General features: G+C 57.3%; 17 protein-coding genes. 6 read left to right on the top strand and 11 right to left on the bottom strand.

The genetic code is table 11. From position 1 onward, the window contains the following. Nucleotides 1-201: 201 nt before the first annotated feature. The 4 genes from K3556_RS04660 to upp are packed head-to-tail and all read left to right on the top strand — an operon-like array spanning nt 202 to nt 3,419. Entirely contained in the window at nt 202-594 is a 393-nt protein-coding gene (locus tag K3556_RS04660; protein ID WP_260518568.1) for a cytidine deaminase, read from the top strand. Then, nucleotides 591-1,805 carry a phosphopentomutase gene (locus tag K3556_RS04665; RefSeq protein WP_260518569.1) on the top strand — a complete coding sequence of 405 codons (1,215 nt, stop codon included), beginning with the start codon at nt 591-593 and terminating at the stop codon, nt 1,803-1,805. Before K3556_RS04660 ends, K3556_RS04665 begins: the two co-directional genes overlap by 4 nt. Continuing rightward, nucleotides 1,802-2,794 carry an adenosine deaminase gene (locus K3556_RS04670; protein WP_260518570.1) on the top strand — a complete coding sequence of 331 codons (993 nt, stop codon included), beginning with the start codon at nt 1,802-1,804 and terminating at the stop codon, nt 2,792-2,794. The genes K3556_RS04665 and K3556_RS04670 overlap by 4 nt, the downstream gene beginning before the upstream one ends. Further along, nucleotides 2,787-3,419: a uracil phosphoribosyltransferase gene (gene upp, locus K3556_RS04675; protein ID WP_260518571.1), complete on the top strand. Its 633-nt coding sequence runs from the start codon at nt 2,787-2,789 to the stop codon at nt 3,417-3,419. Before K3556_RS04670 ends, upp begins: the two co-directional genes overlap by 8 nt. Nucleotides 3,420-3,441: 22 nt before the next feature. Here the strand turns inward: upp and K3556_RS04680 are convergent, their stop codons facing one another. Next, a complete protein-coding gene (locus K3556_RS04680; RefSeq protein WP_260518572.1) occupies nt 3,442-4,458 on the bottom strand; it encodes a hypothetical protein in 1,017 nt (338 codons plus the stop codon). 81 nt (nt 4,459-4,539) lie between these two features. Further along, on the bottom strand, nt 4,540-6,186 hold the full coding sequence (locus tag K3556_RS04685) for an AMP-binding protein (RefSeq protein ID WP_260519171.1): 1,647 nt from the start codon (nt 6,184-6,186) through the stop codon (nt 4,540-4,542). Nucleotides 6,187-6,304: 118 nt separating this feature from the next. On the opposite strand from K3556_RS04685, the gene K3556_RS04690 reads away from it, so the two are divergent. Beyond that, nucleotides 6,305-7,210: a DMT family transporter gene (locus K3556_RS04690; RefSeq protein ID WP_260518573.1), complete on the top strand. Its 906-nt coding sequence runs from the start codon at nt 6,305-6,307 to the stop codon at nt 7,208-7,210. A 20-nt stretch (nt 7,211-7,230) separates the two neighbouring features. Further along, nucleotides 7,231-7,878, top strand: coding sequence for a sulfotransferase family protein (locus K3556_RS04695; protein WP_260518574.1), 648 nt, complete (start codon nt 7,231-7,233; stop codon nt 7,876-7,878). Between the two features lie 143 nt (nt 7,879-8,021). Here K3556_RS04695 and K3556_RS04700 read toward each other — a convergent pair whose 3' ends face one another. The 9 genes from K3556_RS04700 to K3556_RS04740 all read right to left on the bottom strand — a co-directional run bounded on the left by K3556_RS04700 (nt 8,022) and on the right by K3556_RS04740 (nt 16,844). After that, a complete protein-coding gene (locus tag K3556_RS04700; protein WP_260518575.1) occupies nt 8,022-10,226 on the bottom strand; it encodes a 3-hydroxyacyl-CoA dehydrogenase NAD-binding domain-containing protein in 2,205 nt (734 codons plus the stop codon). Continuing rightward, complete coding sequence (locus K3556_RS04705) at nt 10,223-10,690, bottom strand: cupin domain-containing protein (protein WP_260518576.1); 468 nt, start codon at nt 10,688-10,690, stop codon at nt 10,223-10,225. The genes K3556_RS04700 and K3556_RS04705 overlap by 4 nt, the downstream gene beginning before the upstream one ends. Before the next feature lie 2 nt (nt 10,691-10,692). Continuing rightward, on the bottom strand, nt 10,693-11,898 hold the full coding sequence (locus K3556_RS04710) for an acetyl-CoA C-acetyltransferase (RefSeq protein WP_260518577.1): 1,206 nt from the start codon (nt 11,896-11,898) through the stop codon (nt 10,693-10,695). A 17-nt stretch (nt 11,899-11,915) separates the two neighbouring features. Then, on the bottom strand, nt 11,916-12,551 hold the full coding sequence (locus K3556_RS04715; protein ID WP_260518578.1) for a glutathione S-transferase family protein: 636 nt from the start codon (nt 12,549-12,551) through the stop codon (nt 11,916-11,918). Between the two features lie 28 nt (nt 12,552-12,579). Next, complete coding sequence (locus K3556_RS04720; RefSeq protein ID WP_260518579.1) at nt 12,580-12,792, bottom strand: hypothetical protein; 213 nt, start codon at nt 12,790-12,792, stop codon at nt 12,580-12,582. 27 nt (nt 12,793-12,819) lie between these two features. After that, on the bottom strand, nt 12,820-14,595 hold the full coding sequence (locus K3556_RS04725) for an acyl-CoA dehydrogenase C-terminal domain-containing protein (protein ID WP_260518580.1): 1,776 nt from the start codon (nt 14,593-14,595) through the stop codon (nt 12,820-12,822). 23 nt (nt 14,596-14,618) lie between these two features. Then, on the bottom strand, nt 14,619-15,008 hold the full coding sequence (locus K3556_RS04730) for a MerR family transcriptional regulator (protein ID WP_260518581.1): 390 nt from the start codon (nt 15,006-15,008) through the stop codon (nt 14,619-14,621). A gap of 250 nt (nt 15,009-15,258) precedes the next feature. Beyond that, nucleotides 15,259-15,627: a MerR family transcriptional regulator gene (locus K3556_RS04735; protein WP_260518582.1), complete on the bottom strand. Its 369-nt coding sequence runs from the start codon at nt 15,625-15,627 to the stop codon at nt 15,259-15,261. A 92-nt stretch (nt 15,628-15,719) separates the two neighbouring features. Next, on the bottom strand, nt 15,720-16,844 hold the full coding sequence (locus K3556_RS04740; protein ID WP_260518583.1) for a putative manganese transporter: 1,125 nt from the start codon (nt 16,842-16,844) through the stop codon (nt 15,720-15,722). Nucleotides 16,845-16,947 lie beyond the last annotated feature (103 nt).

Below are 16,947 nucleotides of genomic sequence, written 5' to 3' on the forward strand. Positions count from 1 at the left end.
CCTCCTCCGGGAAGTTTAACTTTAAACTACTTTCATAGCCGCCATATAGCAGGCCGCATTGGGCAATCAAGCCTGCTTGCGCAACCATAGGATAGCGCAGGTATTTGTCTGCAGGTCAACTCGGGCACGGTTTGGCCTTGCATCCGGCGTCGCCTCGCGCCACGGTGTCTGGATCAAAATCGAAACCGATCTGGAGGTCCGATGTCGCTATTGGACGCTGCGAAGACCGCCCGCGAAAATGCTTATGCGCCTTACTCGAATTTCAAGGTAGGTGCAGCGCTGCGGTGCGCATCGGGGGCAGTTTATTCGGGCTGCAATGTCGAAAACATAGCGTATCCCGAAGGAACGTGCGCCGAGGCTGGTGCAATCGCCGCGATGGCTTTGGCAGGTGACCGAAAAGTGGTCGAGGTTGTGGTGATCGCTGACGCCCCTCTGCCAGTGACGCCCTGCGGAGGATGCCGTCAGAAACTGGCGGAGTTTGCGGATGCTGATGCCACGATCACCATGATGACGCTGAGTGGCGAAAGCTTGACCATGTCGATGGCCGAGCTTCTGCCTGGTGCGTTCGGGACCGAGCATATGGTGAATACATGACCCGTGCTTTTCTGATCGTCTTGGACAGTGCAGGTTGTGGTGGGGCACCCGACGCGCACGCGTTTTTCAATGACAAGACTGTCCCCGATACAGGGGCCAACACGCTGGCGCATATTGCACAAGCCTGTGCTGCTGGACAGGCCAGGGATGGCCGCAGCGGACCGCTAAAAATGCCAAACTTGGATGGGTTGGGGCTGGGTGCCGCGATCCGTCTGGCCTCGGGCGATGAAACGCCCGGGTTGACGGCTGTGCCGCAGGGTTTGTGGGGTGCTGCGCAGGAAATATCCAACGGAAAAGATACGCCGTCAGGCCATTGGGAGATCGCCGGCGTGCCGGTCCCTTGGGATTGGGGGTATTTCCCCGACACCCAACCAGCCTTTCCCGAAGAGCTTACCCAGAAAATCTGCGAGATCGCGGGTGTAGACGGAATTTTGGGTAACAAACACGCCTCTGGCACCGCAATTCTGGACGAGTTGGGGGGTGAGCACCTGCGCACGGGTTGGCCCATCGTCTATACCTCGGTCGACAGTGTTATTCAGATTGCGGCACATGAGGAAACATTCGGCCTCGATCGTTTGGTCGGTCTGTGCGAGGCGATTGCACCCATGGTGCATGCCATGCAAGTCGGACGTGCCATCGCCCGACCCTTCATTGGGTCCGAAGCCGAGGGCTTCAAACGCACGACAAACCGTCGCGATTTCGCGATGACGCCGCCCAGCCCGACCTTATGTGACTGGGTGCAAGATGCGGGCCGCAACGTGCACGCCATCGGCAAGATCGGCGACATCTTTGCCCATCGCGGGATCAGCACTTTGAAGAAAGGTGCAGACGCTGACTTGATGGAGCATCTGGTCGCGTCGATGGACACCGCGCAGGACGGCGACTTTGTGTTTGCCAATTTCGTGGAGTTCGACTCCAAATACGGGCACCGGCGCGACGTCTCGGGATACGCTCGTGCTTTGGAATGGTTCGACGCCGAACTGCCGCGCGTGTTCGCCAAGATGCGCGCGGGCGACGTGGTGCTCTTTACCGCCGATCACGGCAACGATCCCACATGGGTTGGAACCGATCACACTCGTGAACGTGTGCCGGTGGTAGGCGCAGGGCTTGGTCTTCGGGAAATAGGCATTTGCGGTTTTTCCGACATTGGGGCATCAGTCGCCGATCATCTGGGATTAGACGCCCGTGGCGCAGGGAAGTCGTTTTTATGAGCTATCAGTCACTGCCGAAAGTTGAACTGCACACCCATATTGAGGGTGCAGCACCGCCCGATCTCATCAAGGGTTTGGCGAAAGAAAAAAGTGTCGATCTGTCGGGTATATTTGCTGAAGACGGCGGCTATGCCTACCGCGATTTCTGGCACTTCCTAGAGGTCTATGAAGCTGCAACCTCAGTCCTCAAAAGCCCGACAGACTATGCGCGACTGACCAAAGCCGTTCTGGAAAAATGCGCCGAGGCAGGGGTCATCTATCTTGAAACCTTCATTTCCCCCGATTTTTGCGGTGGGCGTGATGTCAGCGCCTGGCGTGATTATCTTGCTGCGATTGAAGATGCCGCAAACGAAGCTGAACGCGATGCGGGCATCACCCTGCGCGGGGTTATAACGGCGGTGCGCCATTTTGGCCCCGACGCCGCCCGCGAAACGGCGCGTTGTGCACAAGAAACCGCAGGCGGCTTCATCACCGGTTTCGGCATGGGTGGCGACGAAAAGTCAGGCAAACAAAGCGATTTTGCCTATGCTTTCGACATGGCGCGCGAGGCTGGTTTGCAACTGACCACGCATGCCGGCGAATGGAACGGCCCGCAGGAAGTGCGCGACGCCTTGGATCATTTGAAGGTCCAGCGGATCGGGCATGGCGTGCGGGCGATTGAAGATCTGGCACTGATAGACCGCCTGATTGAAGACGATATCACGCTTGAAGTCTGTCCGGGATCGAATGTCTTTTTGGGCGTCTATTCTGATCTTGGCGACCACCCCATCGCCAAGTTGCGGGACAAGGGCGTAAAGGTCACCGTTTCGACGGACGACCCGCCATTTTTCCGCACCGATATGGTGAAGGAATATGAGGATCTGTCGCGCCAGTTTGGCTGGGACGCTGCGGATTTCCAAGCTCTGAACCTGGCCGCAATCGACGCGGCATTTTGTGATGAAACGACCCGCACCCGTGTGCGAAAAATATTGGAGGCTCAAGATGTTTGACCATCTGACCGTCGTGAAACACCCTTTGATTCAGCACAAGCTGACTCTGATGCGCGACGAGACCACGCCGACCAACCATTTTCGTCAGCTGCTGCGTGAGATCAGCCAGCTTCTGGCCTATGAAGTGACGCGCGAATTGCCGATGGAAACCCAGCGGATCACAACCCCGATGCAGGAAATGGATGCCCCGGTTCTGGCCGGGCGTAAACTGGCACTCGTGTCCATCCTGCGCGCAGGCAACGGTCTGTTGGACGGTGTACTGGAATTGATCCCGTCAGCCCGGGTTGGCTTTGTCGGGCTTTACCGTGACGAAGAGACGCTGGAGCCTGTGCAATACTATTTCAAAGTGCCAGAAGCGTTGGAGGATCGGCTGGTCATTGCCGTCGATCCGATGCTGGCCACCGGCAACAGCTCGGCCGCCGCAGTTGATCTGTTGAAAAAGGCCGGTGCGCGTGACATTCGGTTCATGTGCCTGCTGGCCGCCCCGGAAGGCGTGGCGCGCATGAAAGAGGCGCATCCTGATGTGCCGATTATTACGGCCGCGTTGGATGAGAAACTGAACGATAAGGGCTATATCGTGCCCGGTCTTGGGGATGCAGGCGACCGGATGTTCGGCACCAAATAGCACCGGGCGTTCGTCGCGACCGCTATTCGCCGCAGATTCCCTGCAAACGCACCCAGTCTGCATCGGTAAGCAGCGGTGCTGCATCCGCCAGCGCAATTGGATCGGCCTCGATAAGGTCAAGCGTGCTTTCGCCTGTCAGATCAATCGCATAAGCGTAAGGGGTCGACCGCAGGCCTGCTTTCTCGAACCGGCCAAGCAACGCGTCGTTGTCAAGCGGCGTGGGGGCCGCGGTCAGCAAATCTTCGGCATAGCTGTCAATCACGCCGTCAGGCAGATCGCCCGTCGTCAGAAGCTGTGCGGTGGCTTTCAGGCCAGCATGCTCTAACAACGCTTTCATCGGGTCCGTATTTTGGCGGCGCATGTCTTCTGCCAGAAGAAAACCCGCCACGACATCTGGTTCTTCAAAATCTTCGATCAGGGCGCGATTCAAAAGCGTGATGTGGCCCGGCAGATGGGTCGCGGTCTGAACCCCGGTCGACAGTACGATGACCCGTGGCGCTTCTGTGTCCAGCACACGGACCCCCAATTGTTCGAGCGCGCTTTGTCCATTCCGCCCATCGCATTTCTGGCCTGCAACGCGCCCAATTCGGTTTAGGATGCGTTGCCCGATGGCGTCGCGAGTAGGATCAGGTACCACTGAAACCGTGTAATCCCTGAGCGCATTGGGCATCCAGAAAACACCAAGGGCAACCAACAGACCAAACACACCGGCAGTCACCCAATGACGCAATCGTCCGGGATGGGGGCGACGTCGTTCAACAACCCTGCGTACCTTTTCAATCGCCTTGATGAGCGTCTCGTCCTCGATCTCCAATTCTTCCGTGGCATCGTTGCCGGGCGAATAAAGCGCGGGGCGCTCTGATGGATTTAACCGGATGAGCGCGGGCAGGGACCAGTGGGTCAGCGCCACGTCATGCATGTCCGTGATGGTAAGTGTGGCATCGCCGAGTGACACAATAACATCACGCCGCTGCGCCTCAGGAGCGCTGCGCCACAGCCCGGCTGCTTCCAGCCGTTGATATTTTGTGAGGGCCGTCATGTTCTGGACGGGTCTCGCCTGCTCGTTATCATTATCGGCAGGATAGTCGGTTGCCGTCGTTGGGGCAATGCGCGTGGTGGGTCAGGGCGCGTTCCGCAAACGATCACGCAATTCGAACTTCTGGATTTTCCCGGTTGAGGTTTTTGGCAACTCGCAAAACTCGATCATCTTGGGGGTCTTGAACCCGGCCAAACGACCGCGCACGAATGCAATCAACTCGTCTTCGGTAACGGCAGCGCCGTCTTTCAATTCGACAAATGCGCAAGGTACTTCACCCCATTTATCATCCGGTTTGGCCACAACCGCACACAAGCTGACGGCCGGGTGGTGCATCAAAGCGCCTTCGACCTCGACCGAGCTGACGTTTTCGCCGCCCGAGATGATGATGTCCTTTGCCCGATCCGTGATACGGATGTATCCGTCCGGCGTTTGATGCGCGATGTCACCAGAGTGGAAGTAGCCCCCTTGGAACGCGTCACGGGTGGCCTCTGGATTCTTCAGATAGCCTTTCATCACCGAATTTCCACGGATCATGATTTCACCAATCGCTTCACCATCCATCGGTACTTGTTCCATCGTGTCGGGGAACATCACAGTGATATCTTCCATCTGAGGCATGGCGATACCTGTGCGGGCTTTCATGGCCGCTTTTTCATCCTGCGGCAGCGCGTCCCACTCCGGTCCGTTCCACAAGCATTCGGTGACGTGCCCATACGTCTCGGTCAAACCATAAACCTGCGTGACATTGAATCCCAAAGGCTCGATGGCGGCCAGGGTGGCCGCCGCTGGCGGAGCGCCGGCGGTAAACACTTGCACGGTGTGGTCAAAATCGCGGCGAGCCTGGTTGGGCGCATTCACAATCATGTTCAGCACGATGGGCGCACCGCCAAAATGGGTCACACCTTCATCGGCAATTGCGTCATAGATCGCCTTAGCCGTGATGTCGCGGCAGCAAATGATAGTCCCGCCCAGAACCGGCATCATCCAACTGTGATTCCAGTTGTTGCAGTGAAACAGCGGCACGATGGTCAAGTAACGCGGATACAGTGTCATGCCCCAACTTATTGGGGTCCCCATCGTCATCAGGTAAGCGCCCCGATGGTGACAGACGACCCCTTTGGGCCGGCCCGTCGTGCCAGAGGTGTAGTTCAGCGCAAGGCTTTCCCATTCATCCTCAGGCATAATCCAGTTGAAGTCGGCAGAACCACTCGTGACCAGATCTTCATATTCTGTAAAGCGCCCGGTGGCCGGGAAGCCTGCGTCAGGGTCTGCGACCTCGATAATCATCGGCGTTGCAGTGGCGCCGTCGGCCTTCATTTGTTCAATCGCTTTCTCGGCCAGAGGCAAAAGCGGCGTGTCCACCAGCACCGCACGTGCCCCTCCGTGAGCGAAGATATAGGCGACGGTGTCTACGTCTAAACGCGTATTGATGGTGTTCAGAACTGCACCACAAGCCGGGATGGCGAAGCTGGCTTCGACATGAGCCAAGGTGTTGGGCAGAAGTGTTGCGACGACATCGCCGGGTGTGACCCCGTTCGTTGTCAGCGCGGATGCCAGCCGCGTCACCCGTTCGTAATAGTCCCGATAGGTCAGTCGCCGTGAGCCATAAACCAGAGCTTCCCTGTTTGGGAAAACCCGCGCCGCACGTCTGAGGTGAGACAGCGGCGTCAGGGGCACAAAGTTGGCCGCACATTTCTCCAGCCCCGTTTCGTCTGCCATCCAGCCCATCAGCGTCTCTCCCTGTCTTGTCTCGACATTTTTGTCGTGTATGTCGTTGTAGGAGCAGACCAGAACGACCACCGCGTGGTCAATGCCTTGAACACGCGAAAAACGGACTAAAAGCGACATGTCAGGCAATCGAACTCTTCAAGCGGCAAGCGTTATTTGCCTTGCGATGTTCTTGCTTGGGTTTCTGGATAACTTCGTTGCGATGATCGCACAGGATCTGGGCTTGTGGCAATTTCACCTGATGCGGACAGTGTTGGCGGTTGGAATACTGGGCGCTTTAGCGCTTTTGGGCCATGCGCAACTCCGGCCCAAGCGCCGATGGGCCGTCGCCGTGCGCGGCGGGTTCGCGGCCTTTGCCATGCTGATCTATTTTGGCTGCTTGGGGTTCTTGCCAATCGGACAAGTGGCTGCCGGGCTGTTTACCGCGCCAATCTGGGTCATGCTGATCTCGGCCGTCTTCCTCGGCCAACCTGTCGGTTTGACGCGTATCACGGCGGCGCTGATAGGGTTTGCAGGGGTTTTGATCGTCCTGAATCCGTTTGAGAATGGCGTAAACACCGTCGCCCTTGTTCCGATGACGGCAGGATTTTTCTATGCCATCGGGGGGATTGCAACGCGGCAATGGTGCGACGGGGAAAGCGCGCTGTCGATGTTGCTTTACTTCTTCCTGGCATTAGGGGTGTTCGGGTTGATTGGTACAATCGTCACCACGCTTGGGGCATTTGACGTTCCTGCCGGATCGGAGGGGTTTTTGTTGCGTGGCCTTGTATGGCCCACGCCACTTGGGCTTGGTCTGACGGTGCTGCAAGCCATCGGTTCGCTGATCGCGGTTGGGCTGGTTTTCAAAGCCTATCAGCTTGGGGATGCTGCGCAGGTCGCCATATACGAATATTCACTTTTGGCTTTCGTAGCCGGTTGGAGTTTTGTGCTGTTCGGCGAAGTAATCCCGGTCCAGGCCATTTTGGGAATGGCGTTGATTGTCGTTTCGGGCACTGTCATTTCACTGCGCTCGCACCCGTCCTGAATTCCCGCTAATATCGCCCCATGATCATTTCGCACGGTCGTCGATACATTTTCATTCATCCGCCTAAAACCGGGGGGACATCGCTTGCACTGGCTCTGGAAGCTCGGGCGATGAAAGACGACATCATGCTGGGGGATACGCCCAAAGCGGTCAATCGGCGCAAACGGATGACGCACGTTGCGTCCTCTGGTCGGCTGTGGAAACACTCCAAGCTGCGCGATATCTATGGGCCGGTGACGCAGGAGCAGATTGAGGACTACTTCGTCATAACGCTCGTCCGAAATCCGTGGGACCGGTTGGTCAGCTATTACCACTGGCTCAAAGCGCAGCATTTTGATCATCCAGCGGTCGATCTGGCGCATGCGCTGACATTTTCAGAGTTTCTGAACCATCAACACACGATTGACAGCTTCGCAGGGTCGCCTTTGGGGTCTTACGTGACAGATCAGAACGGGCAGGAGCGCTGCGACCTGTTTGCGCGGATGGAAGCATTACCAGAGGATTTGGCGCCGTTTGAAACACATCTGGGGTTTTCGCTGGGTCCCATGCCGCATGAGAACAGGTCCGACCGGCGCGCGGATTATCGCAGCTATTACAATGACGATGATGCCGCCCTTGTCGCCGACGTGTGCGCGCCGGATATTCGGCGGTTTTCCTATAACTTTTAAGGGTGTGGGCTCGCGGGTAAGTTAGGGGGAAGGGGCTTTGCCCCTCTGCGCCAAGGCGCATTCACCCCAGGATATTTCGAGCCAGAAGAAGCGGTCAAGAATGGCAGCCCAAGGTTATCCTTGGGCTGCATCGTCACTTAAGGTCAAGCCGCGTCTTGCGCGCTGTCGAAGCGGCCGTAGAACGTATCGCCTTTGTCCGCCAGATCACGCAGAAGGGCAGGGGTCGTGAACCGCGCGCCTTGTGCGTTGGTCAGGTCGTCGCAGATTTCCACTGCTTTGCCCGCACCGATCATGTCGAGCCAGCTGAACGGGCCGCCGGACCAAGGGGCAAAGCCCCAAGCCAGAATCGCACCCACGTCGCCTTCGCGGATGTCTTCCAACACGCCTTCTTCCAGTGCACGGACAGCTTCCAGAACCTGGCTCATCATCAGGCGATGTTTCACTTCGGTGAGGTCAGGCTGATCGTCGGCCAGTTGGAATTTGTCGCCAAGACCTTCCCATAGACCTGTGCGTTTGCCTTTGTCGTCATAGTTATAGAAACCTGCGTTCGACTTACGGCCCAATCGGCCCTCGTCGGCCATCCAGAAGATGATGTCGTCGACCGCAGCATCCGGGTAGTTGTCGCCCATCGCCGCTTTCGTGGCTTTGGCGATCTTCACGCCCAGATCGATCGAGGTTTCGTCCACCAGTTGCAGCGGTCCCACCGGGAAGCCCAGCAGTTTTGCGGCCCCTTCGACCAGCGCCGGGGATACACCTTCGCCAACCATGCGCATGCCTTCGTTGATGTATGGGATGATGCAGCGATTGCAGTAGAAGAAGCGCGCGTCGTTGACGACAATCGGCGTTTTGCGGATCTGACGCACATAGTCAAGCGCCTTGGCCACAGCACGTCCGCCAGTTTCTTTACCCTTGATGATCTCGACCAGCATCATGCGCTCAACCGGGCTGAAGAAGTGGATGCCGATGAACTGATCGGGCCGGGCCGAGGCTTTCGCCAGCTCGGTGATCGGCAGGGTTGAGGTGTTGGTGGCATAGATGCAATCTTCGCCCACGACGGCCTCGACCTTTTTGGTCATCTCGGCTTTCACGCCCACGTCTTCAAAGACCGCTTCGATGATAAGATCAGCACCTTTCAGAGCGTCCAGATCAGTGGTGGCGGTGATGGCGGACAGCACGGCCTCTTTCTTTTCGGGCGTGGCTTTCTTGCGGGCGATGCCTTTGTCCAGATAACCCTCTGAATATGCCTTGCCGCGATCCGCAGCTTCTTGGGTTTGGTCGATCAAAACGACCTCCATCCCGGCCATGGCCGATACCAGCGCGATGCCGGCCCCCATCATGCCTGCACCCAGCACGCCGACTTTCTTAACCGACTGATCATCCACGTCTTTCGGACGCACAGCGCCTTTTTCCAAAGCCTGTTTGTTGATGAAAAGCGAGCGGATCATGGCGCTAGATGACGGGTTCATCAGAACGTTCACGAACCAACGGCATTCCACACGCAGGGCGTCATCGAAGGGCACCATTGCGCCTTCGTAAACGGCAGCCAGCAGAGCTTTCGCCGCCGGATAGACGCCATTGGTTTTGCCGTGGATCATTGCAGCAGCGCCAACGAAGGTTTGGAAACCAGCGGGGTGATAAGGCGCGCCGCCGGGCATTTTATAGCCCTTGGCATCCCACGGTTTCACGATGTCCGCATCGGTTGCGTTCATTACCCAATCTTTCGCACGGGCTTGCAGCTCATCTGCTGGCACAACCTCGTCGATCAGACCCGCAGATTTGGCTTTCTCAGGTGAAACGGTTTTGCCTTCCAAAAGGAACGGCGCCGCCGCCATCGCGCCCATTTTGCGAACCAGTCGCGTGGTGCCACCGGCGCCGGGGAAGATGCCGACCATGATCTCTGGGAGGCCGATCTTGGCCTTGGGATTGTCGGCCGCAATGATGCGGTGACACGACAGCGGGATTTCCAGACCAATGCCAAGCGCGATGCCGGGCAGGGCGGCGACAATAGGCTTGCCGCCTTTGTTGGTCTTAGCGTCCATGCCCGCGCGTTCGATTTTGCGCAGCACGCCGTGCATCCCCATGACACCGTCAAACAGGCCCTTTGCCGGGTTGTCGCCCGCGTCCGATTTCATCTGCGCGATCACGTTTAGGTCCATACCGCCAGCAAAGTCTTTCTTCGCTGAAGTGATGATTGCGCCTTTGATCGTGTCATCCGACAAAACGGTGTCGATATGAGCGTCCAATTCGCGCAACGCGTCATAGGACAGCACGTTCATGGACTTCCCGGGCACATCCCAGGTGATGGTTGCGACGCCATCTGCGTCTGTTTTCATTGTGAAGTCGGTCATTGGTCGTCTCCCTTTTGAGGGTATTTTGTTCCATCCAGATGTGTGTAGCCCGCAGGTGTGGCCAGCATGTCCAATCCGGGATAATGGCAAGTGTTTTCAGGATCTCGCGTGCCTATGATCAGGTAAGTCGCATCCGCATCACTGTGATTGCGCAACTGATGCGCAACCTTGGTGTTCGCTTTCCAAGCGCAGGCATCACCTTGAGTGACAATGGCCTCTTCGCCATCCTCAATTACGGTCAACTCGCCCGCCAGCATGTAAAGGAATTCGTCTTCACGATCCTCCCAATGCATTTGCGAGCTGACAGCGCCGGGATGCAGCGTTTCAAGTGAAACACCATATTGCGTCAGACCGCCAGCATCCCCCAAGGCCTGCCACATCAAGCGGCCAGCCGGCAGGGTATACGGCGCCGGGTAGGTGCCCTTGGATACTGTTGGTGCAACACTGTCTTTGCGGATGATCATGCTTAGACCCGTTCGATGATGGTTGCGGCACCCATGCCTGAGCCGATGCACAGTGTGGCCAGACCGGTTTCCTTGTCGGCCCGCTCCATCTCGTCCAGCAGCGCGCTGAGGATCATCGCGCCAGTGCCACCCAGCGGGTGACCCATGGCGATGGCACCGCCGTTCACGTTCACCTTGTTCGTGTCCGCATCAAACGCTTGGATGAAGCGCAGAACGACTGAGGCAAAAGCTTCGTTCACTTCGAACAGATCGATGTCGCCGAAGTTCATGCCAGCGGCCTGCAATACACGCTCGGTCGCGGGAACCGGGCCGGTCAACATGATCGTCGGATCTGTCCCAACTTTGGACGTCGCCTTCACGCGTGCGCGCGGTTTCAACCCGTGGCGTTCGCCGAACTCTTTGTTGCCGATCAGGATGGCCGCAGAGCCGTCCGCGATGCCCGATGAGTTGCCAGCGTGGTGCACGTGGTTGATGCGCTCCAAGTGCGGATATTTCAGCAATGCCACAGCGTCAAAGCCCGGCATTGCCTCGCCCATCGCTTTGAACGACGGGTTCAGTCCACCCAATGTCTGCATTGTGGTTTCGCGAATCATCTCGTCTTGCGACATGATTTCCAGACCGTTTTGGTCTTTGACTGGAACGATGGACTTGAAACGACCATCGGCCCGCGCTGCGGCGGCACGTTTCTGGCTTTCGACAGCGTAAGCGTCACAGTCATCACGCGAGAAGCCGTACTCAGTTGCGATGATGTCAGCCGAGATGCCCTGCGGCACGAAATAGGCTTTCATAGCCAGATGCGGATCAGCAGCAATCGCGCCACCGTCCATGCCCATGGGCACGCGGCTCATGCTTTCCACGCCACCGGCGATATATGCGTCGCCCGCACCACCTTTGACTTGGTTGGCGGCCATGTTCACAGCTTCCAGGCCAGAGGCGCAGAAGCGGTTGATAGACACGCCCGGAATGCGTTCGTCCAGATCGGAATACAGAACCGAAGAGCGGGCCAAACAGGCACCTTGTTCACCCACTTGGGTGACGTTGCCCCAGATCACATCCTCGACGACATGGCCTTCAAGGTTGTTCCGCTCTTTCAAGGCATTCAGTGCCAGCGCGGACAGGCGCACAGCCGTCACCTCGTGCAAGGTGCCGTCTTTTTTGCCTTTGCCACGCGGGGTGCGCACGGCGTCATAGATATAGGCGTCGGTCATCATTCGTCCTTTCGAGATCACGCGCGGTCCGCAGGGGAACCGGGCATCAGGTCATAGGGGTGTTTCCAGCCGGGCGTTTCCGAAATGCGGGTCAGCCAGGCGTCGATAGCGGGCCATTCGGCACGGTCAAAGCCGAAGGGTTCAGGGTAAAACAGGTATCCAGCGCAGGAAATGTCAGCGAGCGTAATTTGGTCACCGACCAGCCAGTCGCGTTGGGACAGCTCGCCCTCTAGCACTTTGTAGGCCGACTTGAGCCGGGCCTGATTGAAGGCGATCACTTCGGCCGGGCGTTTATCCTCGGGCAGGAAGTTCATCAAGAACCGAGTGTTGCCCGCGACAGACGACATTTTGTGGTTGTCCCAGAACTGCCAGCGCAGGATTTCTCGACGTTCGGCGGCACTGCGTCCGCCCAGTTTGCCTGATTTCGAGGATACGTAGTCCTGAATGACACCCGATTGCGACAGGGTCACATCGCCGTCGATCATCACCGGCACTTCGCCCATCGGGTTCAAGGCCAGAAACTCGGGGCTGCGGCTTTCGCCATTGAAGAAGTCGACGAAGACGGGTTCCCATGCCATTTCGGACAATTCCAGCGTCAGTGCGGCCTTGTAGGCGTTTCCGCTTTCACCAAAGCAATAGAGTTTGATCGTCATCGTTCCCTCCCGTTGAACGTGGTCCGCATCAGCGTTTGCGTGCGTCCAGTTCAGAGTTGAACAGCCGCAGACGGGCCGTAAGATTTTCTTGGTCCGTTACACTGTCAAAATGCTCAAAGAGGAACGACAGGGCTTCACCTTCATCAAGCCCTGCCTCACGCGCGAAACGCTTCAGTCGACGATAGCCATCCTCTGTCATTGCGCAGGGAAAGCGACGGGTCAGTTTGAAACGTTTCGGCATGATCTCTCCTTGTTCGGTTGGTCTGGCTCAGAACGCGTCCGCGTCAAGCGCCATCACAGTGTCCGCGCCGCTTTCGATCCGAGCAAGATGCATACCCGTGGCGGGCAGGCGGCGCGCCATATAGTAGCGTGCAGTTGCCAACTTGGTCTCATAGAACGTGGCGTCAGCCGCACCGTTTGCAAGGGCGTCCAGCGCAGCACGTGCCTGCTGTGCCCATGCATAGCCAAGGCAGACGTGGCCAAACAGATGCATGAAATCATAGCTGCCAGCCAGCGCATGGTTGGGGTTTTTCATACCGTTTTGCATGAAGAACATCGACGCAGCCTGCAGGTGCTTAGAGGCGGTTTTCAACGGCTCGATGAAATCCTTCATCGCTTCGTCGTCGCCCTGTTCCTTGCAATAGGACTTAATCAGGTCAAAGAATGCCATGACATGCTTGCCGCCATCGGCTGCCAGTTTGCGACCAACAAGGTCCAGAGCCTGAACGCCATTTGCGCCTTCGTAGATCTGCGCGATGCGGGCATCGCGAACGAACTGGCTCATGCCGTGTTCTTCGATGTAGCCATGGCCGCCATAGACCTGCTGGGCCAATACGGTCATGTCGAAGCCCTGATCGGTCAGGAAACCTTTCAGAACAGGCGTCATCAGGCTGATCAGGCCGTCTGCCTGATCGTCGTTCGACCGATGCGCCTGATCAATCAGCAAAGCGCCCCACAGCAGGAAGCCACGCGCGCCTTCGACGAAGCTTTTCTGATCCATAAGCGAGCGGCGGATATCCGGATGCACAATCAACGGATCGGCTGGTCCATCTGGGTTTTTCACACCGGTTACATCACGGCCTTGCAGGCGGTCTTTGGCATAAATTACGGCGTTCTGATACGCGGCCTCGGCTTGCGCCAGACCTTGCATAGCAACGCCCAAACGGGCCTCGTTCATCATGGTGAACATGGCGCGCATGCCTTTGTGCATATCACCCAGCAGGTAACCGGTCGCCTCGTCATAGTTCATGACGCAGGTCGAATTGCCGTGGATACCCATCTTGTGCTCGATATTGCCGACACTGACGCCGTTGCGCGAGCCGACCGAGCCATCGTCGTTCACGTTGAACTTGGGCACGATGAACAGGGACACGCCCTTGATGCCATCAGGCCCGCCGGGGATTTTTGCCAGCACAAGGTGGATAACGTTGTCGGACATGTCATGATCGCCGGCCGAGATGAAGATCTTTTGGCCCGATACCTTATAGCTCCCATCGTCCTGCGGTTCGGCCTTGGTCCGCATCAAACCCAGATCGGTGCCGCAATGCGGTTCGGTCAGGTTCATGGTGCCGGTCCATTCGCAGCTGACCATTTTGGGCAGATAGGTTGCCTTCTGCTCGTCTGTGCCGTGCGCCAGAATGGCCGAGGCCGCGCCGTGGGTCAGGCCCTGATACATGGTGAAGGCTTGGTTCGCGGCGGAAAACATCTCGCCCACAGCAGTGCCCAGCAACACCGGCATGTTCTGGCCGCCAAATTCTTCTGGCATGTCCAGACCGGTCCAGCCGCCCTCTTTCATCTGCTCAAACGCGCCTTTGAACCCCTTGGGTGTATAGACGACGCCGTTTTCCAGCCGGCAGCCTTCCTTATCGCCGGCAACGTTCAGCGGTGTCAGCACTTCACTGGCGACTTTTCCGGCTTCTTCCAGAACAGCACCTGTGAAGTCAGGCTCCAGTTCATCGTAACCGGGAATGTTCAGTTTTTCCGCCTTGAGCACTTCGTGCAGCAGGAAGGCCATGTCCTTGGTCGGTGCGGTGTAGCTGGGCATAGAGGTCGTCCTTGTCTTAGGTCTTATTGGTCATCGTCAAGTGAAGCGATCTTGTCGTTCACCCATTGCAATTGATTTGTCAGATCATCGATGGCGTCATCCAATTCGGCCCGTTGACGCTTCAGGTCCTCAAGATGTCCCTGGGCCACGTCATAGGTGCGTTTCAGCTGTGTCTTCTGCTGATCACCCCGATCATAAAGGTCCAGCAACTGGCGGATCTCTTCCAATGAGAACCCGAAACGCTTGCCGCGCAGGATCAGTTTTAAGCGCGCGCGATCACGTTTGGTGAAAAGTCGCTTCTGGCCCTCACGAATGGGCGCGATCAGCTCTTTCGCTTCATAAAATCGCAGCGTCCTAGCTGTCACCTCGAAGGCATCACACATTTGCCGAATGGTCATAAGTTCGTCGGTCATACTAGCTCCAATCTTTACCCGACGCCGGTCGTGTCGTCTGACCAGCATGTCATACAATATAAGTTTACGTTAACGTAAATGTAACGTGGCGTCAGAGCATTTCTTGTCGTTACGTAACGTCGGAAAATACCCTGCATTACGCAAGGGCATGTTTTTTAAGGAGAAATGAGGTTCCGTAGGGTTAGCTGAAAATTCGTTTTTCGGCGCAAATTAACGGAAACCTGAACGAAATAAGGAGAATCAGCGCTGTTTAGTCCAGCGCATTGGCCACATCATCTCGCAGTTTTTGCAGATCAGTGATGCTGTCTACCAACTCCGCTTGCTGTTTGCGCAGATCACCCAACTGGCGGTCGGCAAGCTCCACCCAGGCGCGGTTCTGGGCCTCGGTGCCCTTTTCGTCATAGATCAAAAGCCACTGCCGAAGCTCTTCCAAAGAGAACCCAAACCGGCGTCCTCTGAGAATCAGCGTCATGCGCGCGACCTCGCGCGGGGCATAGAACCGGGCGCGACCTTCCTTTTCGGGGCTCAGAAGCTCTATGTATTCGTAATATCTGAGCGTGCGCGGGGTCACGTCGAACTTCGCGCACATTTCCTTGAAGGTCAGGCGGTCTTCGGTCATCTGGGCCCCATTTCCAGTCTAGATAACAATCAACCTAGAGGACCGGCGCTGGGCGTGCAATTGGGCTGACGCATGCTTCTGCGCCTTTGGCGTCAATTCATGAAGCCGGGGGCCAGGAAATAGAAGGTATAGGCCACGATCAGCGCAGGGATAGTTGAATAGAGCGTGGCCATTACGGCGGCCTTTGGGTTCAGCGCTATGGCCGGGAACAGCGCATCGCCGTCGTTCGAGATCGCATTGCCGACCAGAGCCGAAAACGGAATGACACCGTTTAGGAACAGGGTGGCCACCAGCACTTGCGGGCCACATCCGGGGATCAAGCCAACGAGAATGGCCATCAGTGGCAACAAGGGTGCAATGGACTGGAACAGCAGTTCAATGTCGAGCCCCGCGAATTCGGCAACATAGTCATAGGCCAGATAAGCCCCAATTACCCACACCGAGATGAAGCTCGTTTCTTCGGCCATCCTGGTAACTGGGCTGTCTTTGGCGTTGGTCATCGCCGCCAGTTTTGATGTGGCCCAGATGGTCAGCCCCAGAAAGGTGCCGGTCAATGCCAGCCATTGGACTGGAACGCCAAGGATATGGTTGATCTCAACCTGCGCAAGTTGCGCCGCACCCACAATGAAGCCGGGAACGGCCAGAAGCAGGTATGCAATGTCTTGCGGCCGGGTGCGGCCGATCAGGGGCGCAAGGTCACAGCTGGCAAGATTGCCCGCACGATATTCAACCTTGTGGAAATAATCGACCAGCCAGCCCGATAAGATCCCGACAACCAGCGACAAGGGCAGAACGACAAGGGCTGCGTCGGGACGGGTTGCGATCAAAAAGAACGCCGCATCGCCCATTGTGGCGGTCAAGGTGGCAACCACCGCACCAAAGCCGACATGGCCCGAGCTATAGGCCGCGACCACAACCACAGCGCCTCCGCAACCCGGGGTCGTGCCAAGCAGCGCCGCCAGCGGCACTTGCGCACCCCGCGCCTTGGACAGGCTTTCGCCAATATCGAAGTTGAACAGCCGCTCCGCGCCATAGAAGATTAACAAGGTCGCCGCAACGAACACCGACACTTGCACATAGGCGTCGGTCATCAGCTCTCGTGTCAGTTCGCCAAGATGGCCAGGTGCCAATGCCAAGACAGCCAAGATGGCAAGCACCAGCAAGCGCCTTGGGCGCAGTTTCCCCAGCGGGGCAGTGATGGCGGTGGCGTCGGTCATGGGAGCTCTTGCAATTGAGAATAATTCTTAATTGCGAAAGTAGGGGCTGGACGCGCCATTTGCAAGGGCCAATAAAAGGCAGACCCAACCAAAGGAGTGCGGG

The organism is Aliiroseovarius sp. M344 (assembly GCF_025140835.1).
Lineage (GTDB): Bacteria > Pseudomonadota > Alphaproteobacteria > Rhodobacterales > Rhodobacteraceae > Aliiroseovarius.

Coding starts and splice junctions, on each gene's coding strand:
- K3556_RS04690 (WP_260518573.1), top strand. CDS start 6,305: ATGTCAGGCAATCGAACTCTTCAAGCGGCAAGCGTTATTTGCCTTGCG.
- K3556_RS04665 (WP_260518569.1), top strand. CDS start 591: ATGACCCGTGCTTTTCTGATCGTCTTGGACAGTGCAGGTTGTGGTGGG.
- K3556_RS04695 (WP_260518574.1), top strand. CDS start 7,231: ATGATCATTTCGCACGGTCGTCGATACATTTTCATTCATCCGCCTAAA.
- K3556_RS04680 (WP_260518572.1), bottom strand. CDS start 4,458: ATGACGGCCCTCACAAAATATCAACGGCTGGAAGCAGCCGGGCTGTGG.
- K3556_RS04715 (WP_260518578.1), bottom strand. CDS start 12,551: ATGACGATCAAACTCTATTGCTTTGGTGAAAGCGGAAACGCCTACAAG.
- K3556_RS04700 (WP_260518575.1), bottom strand. CDS start 10,226: ATGACCGACTTCACAATGAAAACAGACGCAGATGGCGTCGCAACCATC.
- K3556_RS04660 (WP_260518568.1), top strand. CDS start 202: ATGTCGCTATTGGACGCTGCGAAGACCGCCCGCGAAAATGCTTATGCG.
- K3556_RS04705 (WP_260518576.1), bottom strand. CDS start 10,690: ATGATCATCCGCAAAGACAGTGTTGCACCAACAGTATCCAAGGGCACC.
- K3556_RS04730 (WP_260518581.1), bottom strand. CDS start 15,008: ATGACCGACGAACTTATGACCATTCGGCAAATGTGTGATGCCTTCGAG.
- K3556_RS04670 (WP_260518570.1), top strand. CDS start 1,802: ATGAGCTATCAGTCACTGCCGAAAGTTGAACTGCACACCCATATTGAG.
- K3556_RS04685 (WP_260519171.1), bottom strand. CDS start 6,186: ATGGGCTGGATGGCAGACGAAACGGGGCTGGAGAAATGTGCGGCCAAC.
- K3556_RS04725 (WP_260518580.1), bottom strand. CDS start 14,595: ATGCCCAGCTACACCGCACCGACCAAGGACATGGCCTTCCTGCTGCAC.
- upp (WP_260518571.1), top strand. CDS start 2,787: ATGTTTGACCATCTGACCGTCGTGAAACACCCTTTGATTCAGCACAAG.
- K3556_RS04735 (WP_260518582.1), bottom strand. CDS start 15,627: ATGACCGAAGACCGCCTGACCTTCAAGGAAATGTGCGCGAAGTTCGAC.
- K3556_RS04740 (WP_260518583.1), bottom strand. CDS start 16,844: ATGACCGACGCCACCGCCATCACTGCCCCGCTGGGGAAACTGCGCCCA.
- K3556_RS04720 (WP_260518579.1), bottom strand. CDS start 12,792: ATGCCGAAACGTTTCAAACTGACCCGTCGCTTTCCCTGCGCAATGACA.
- K3556_RS04710 (WP_260518577.1), bottom strand. CDS start 11,898: ATGACCGACGCCTATATCTATGACGCCGTGCGCACCCCGCGTGGCAAA.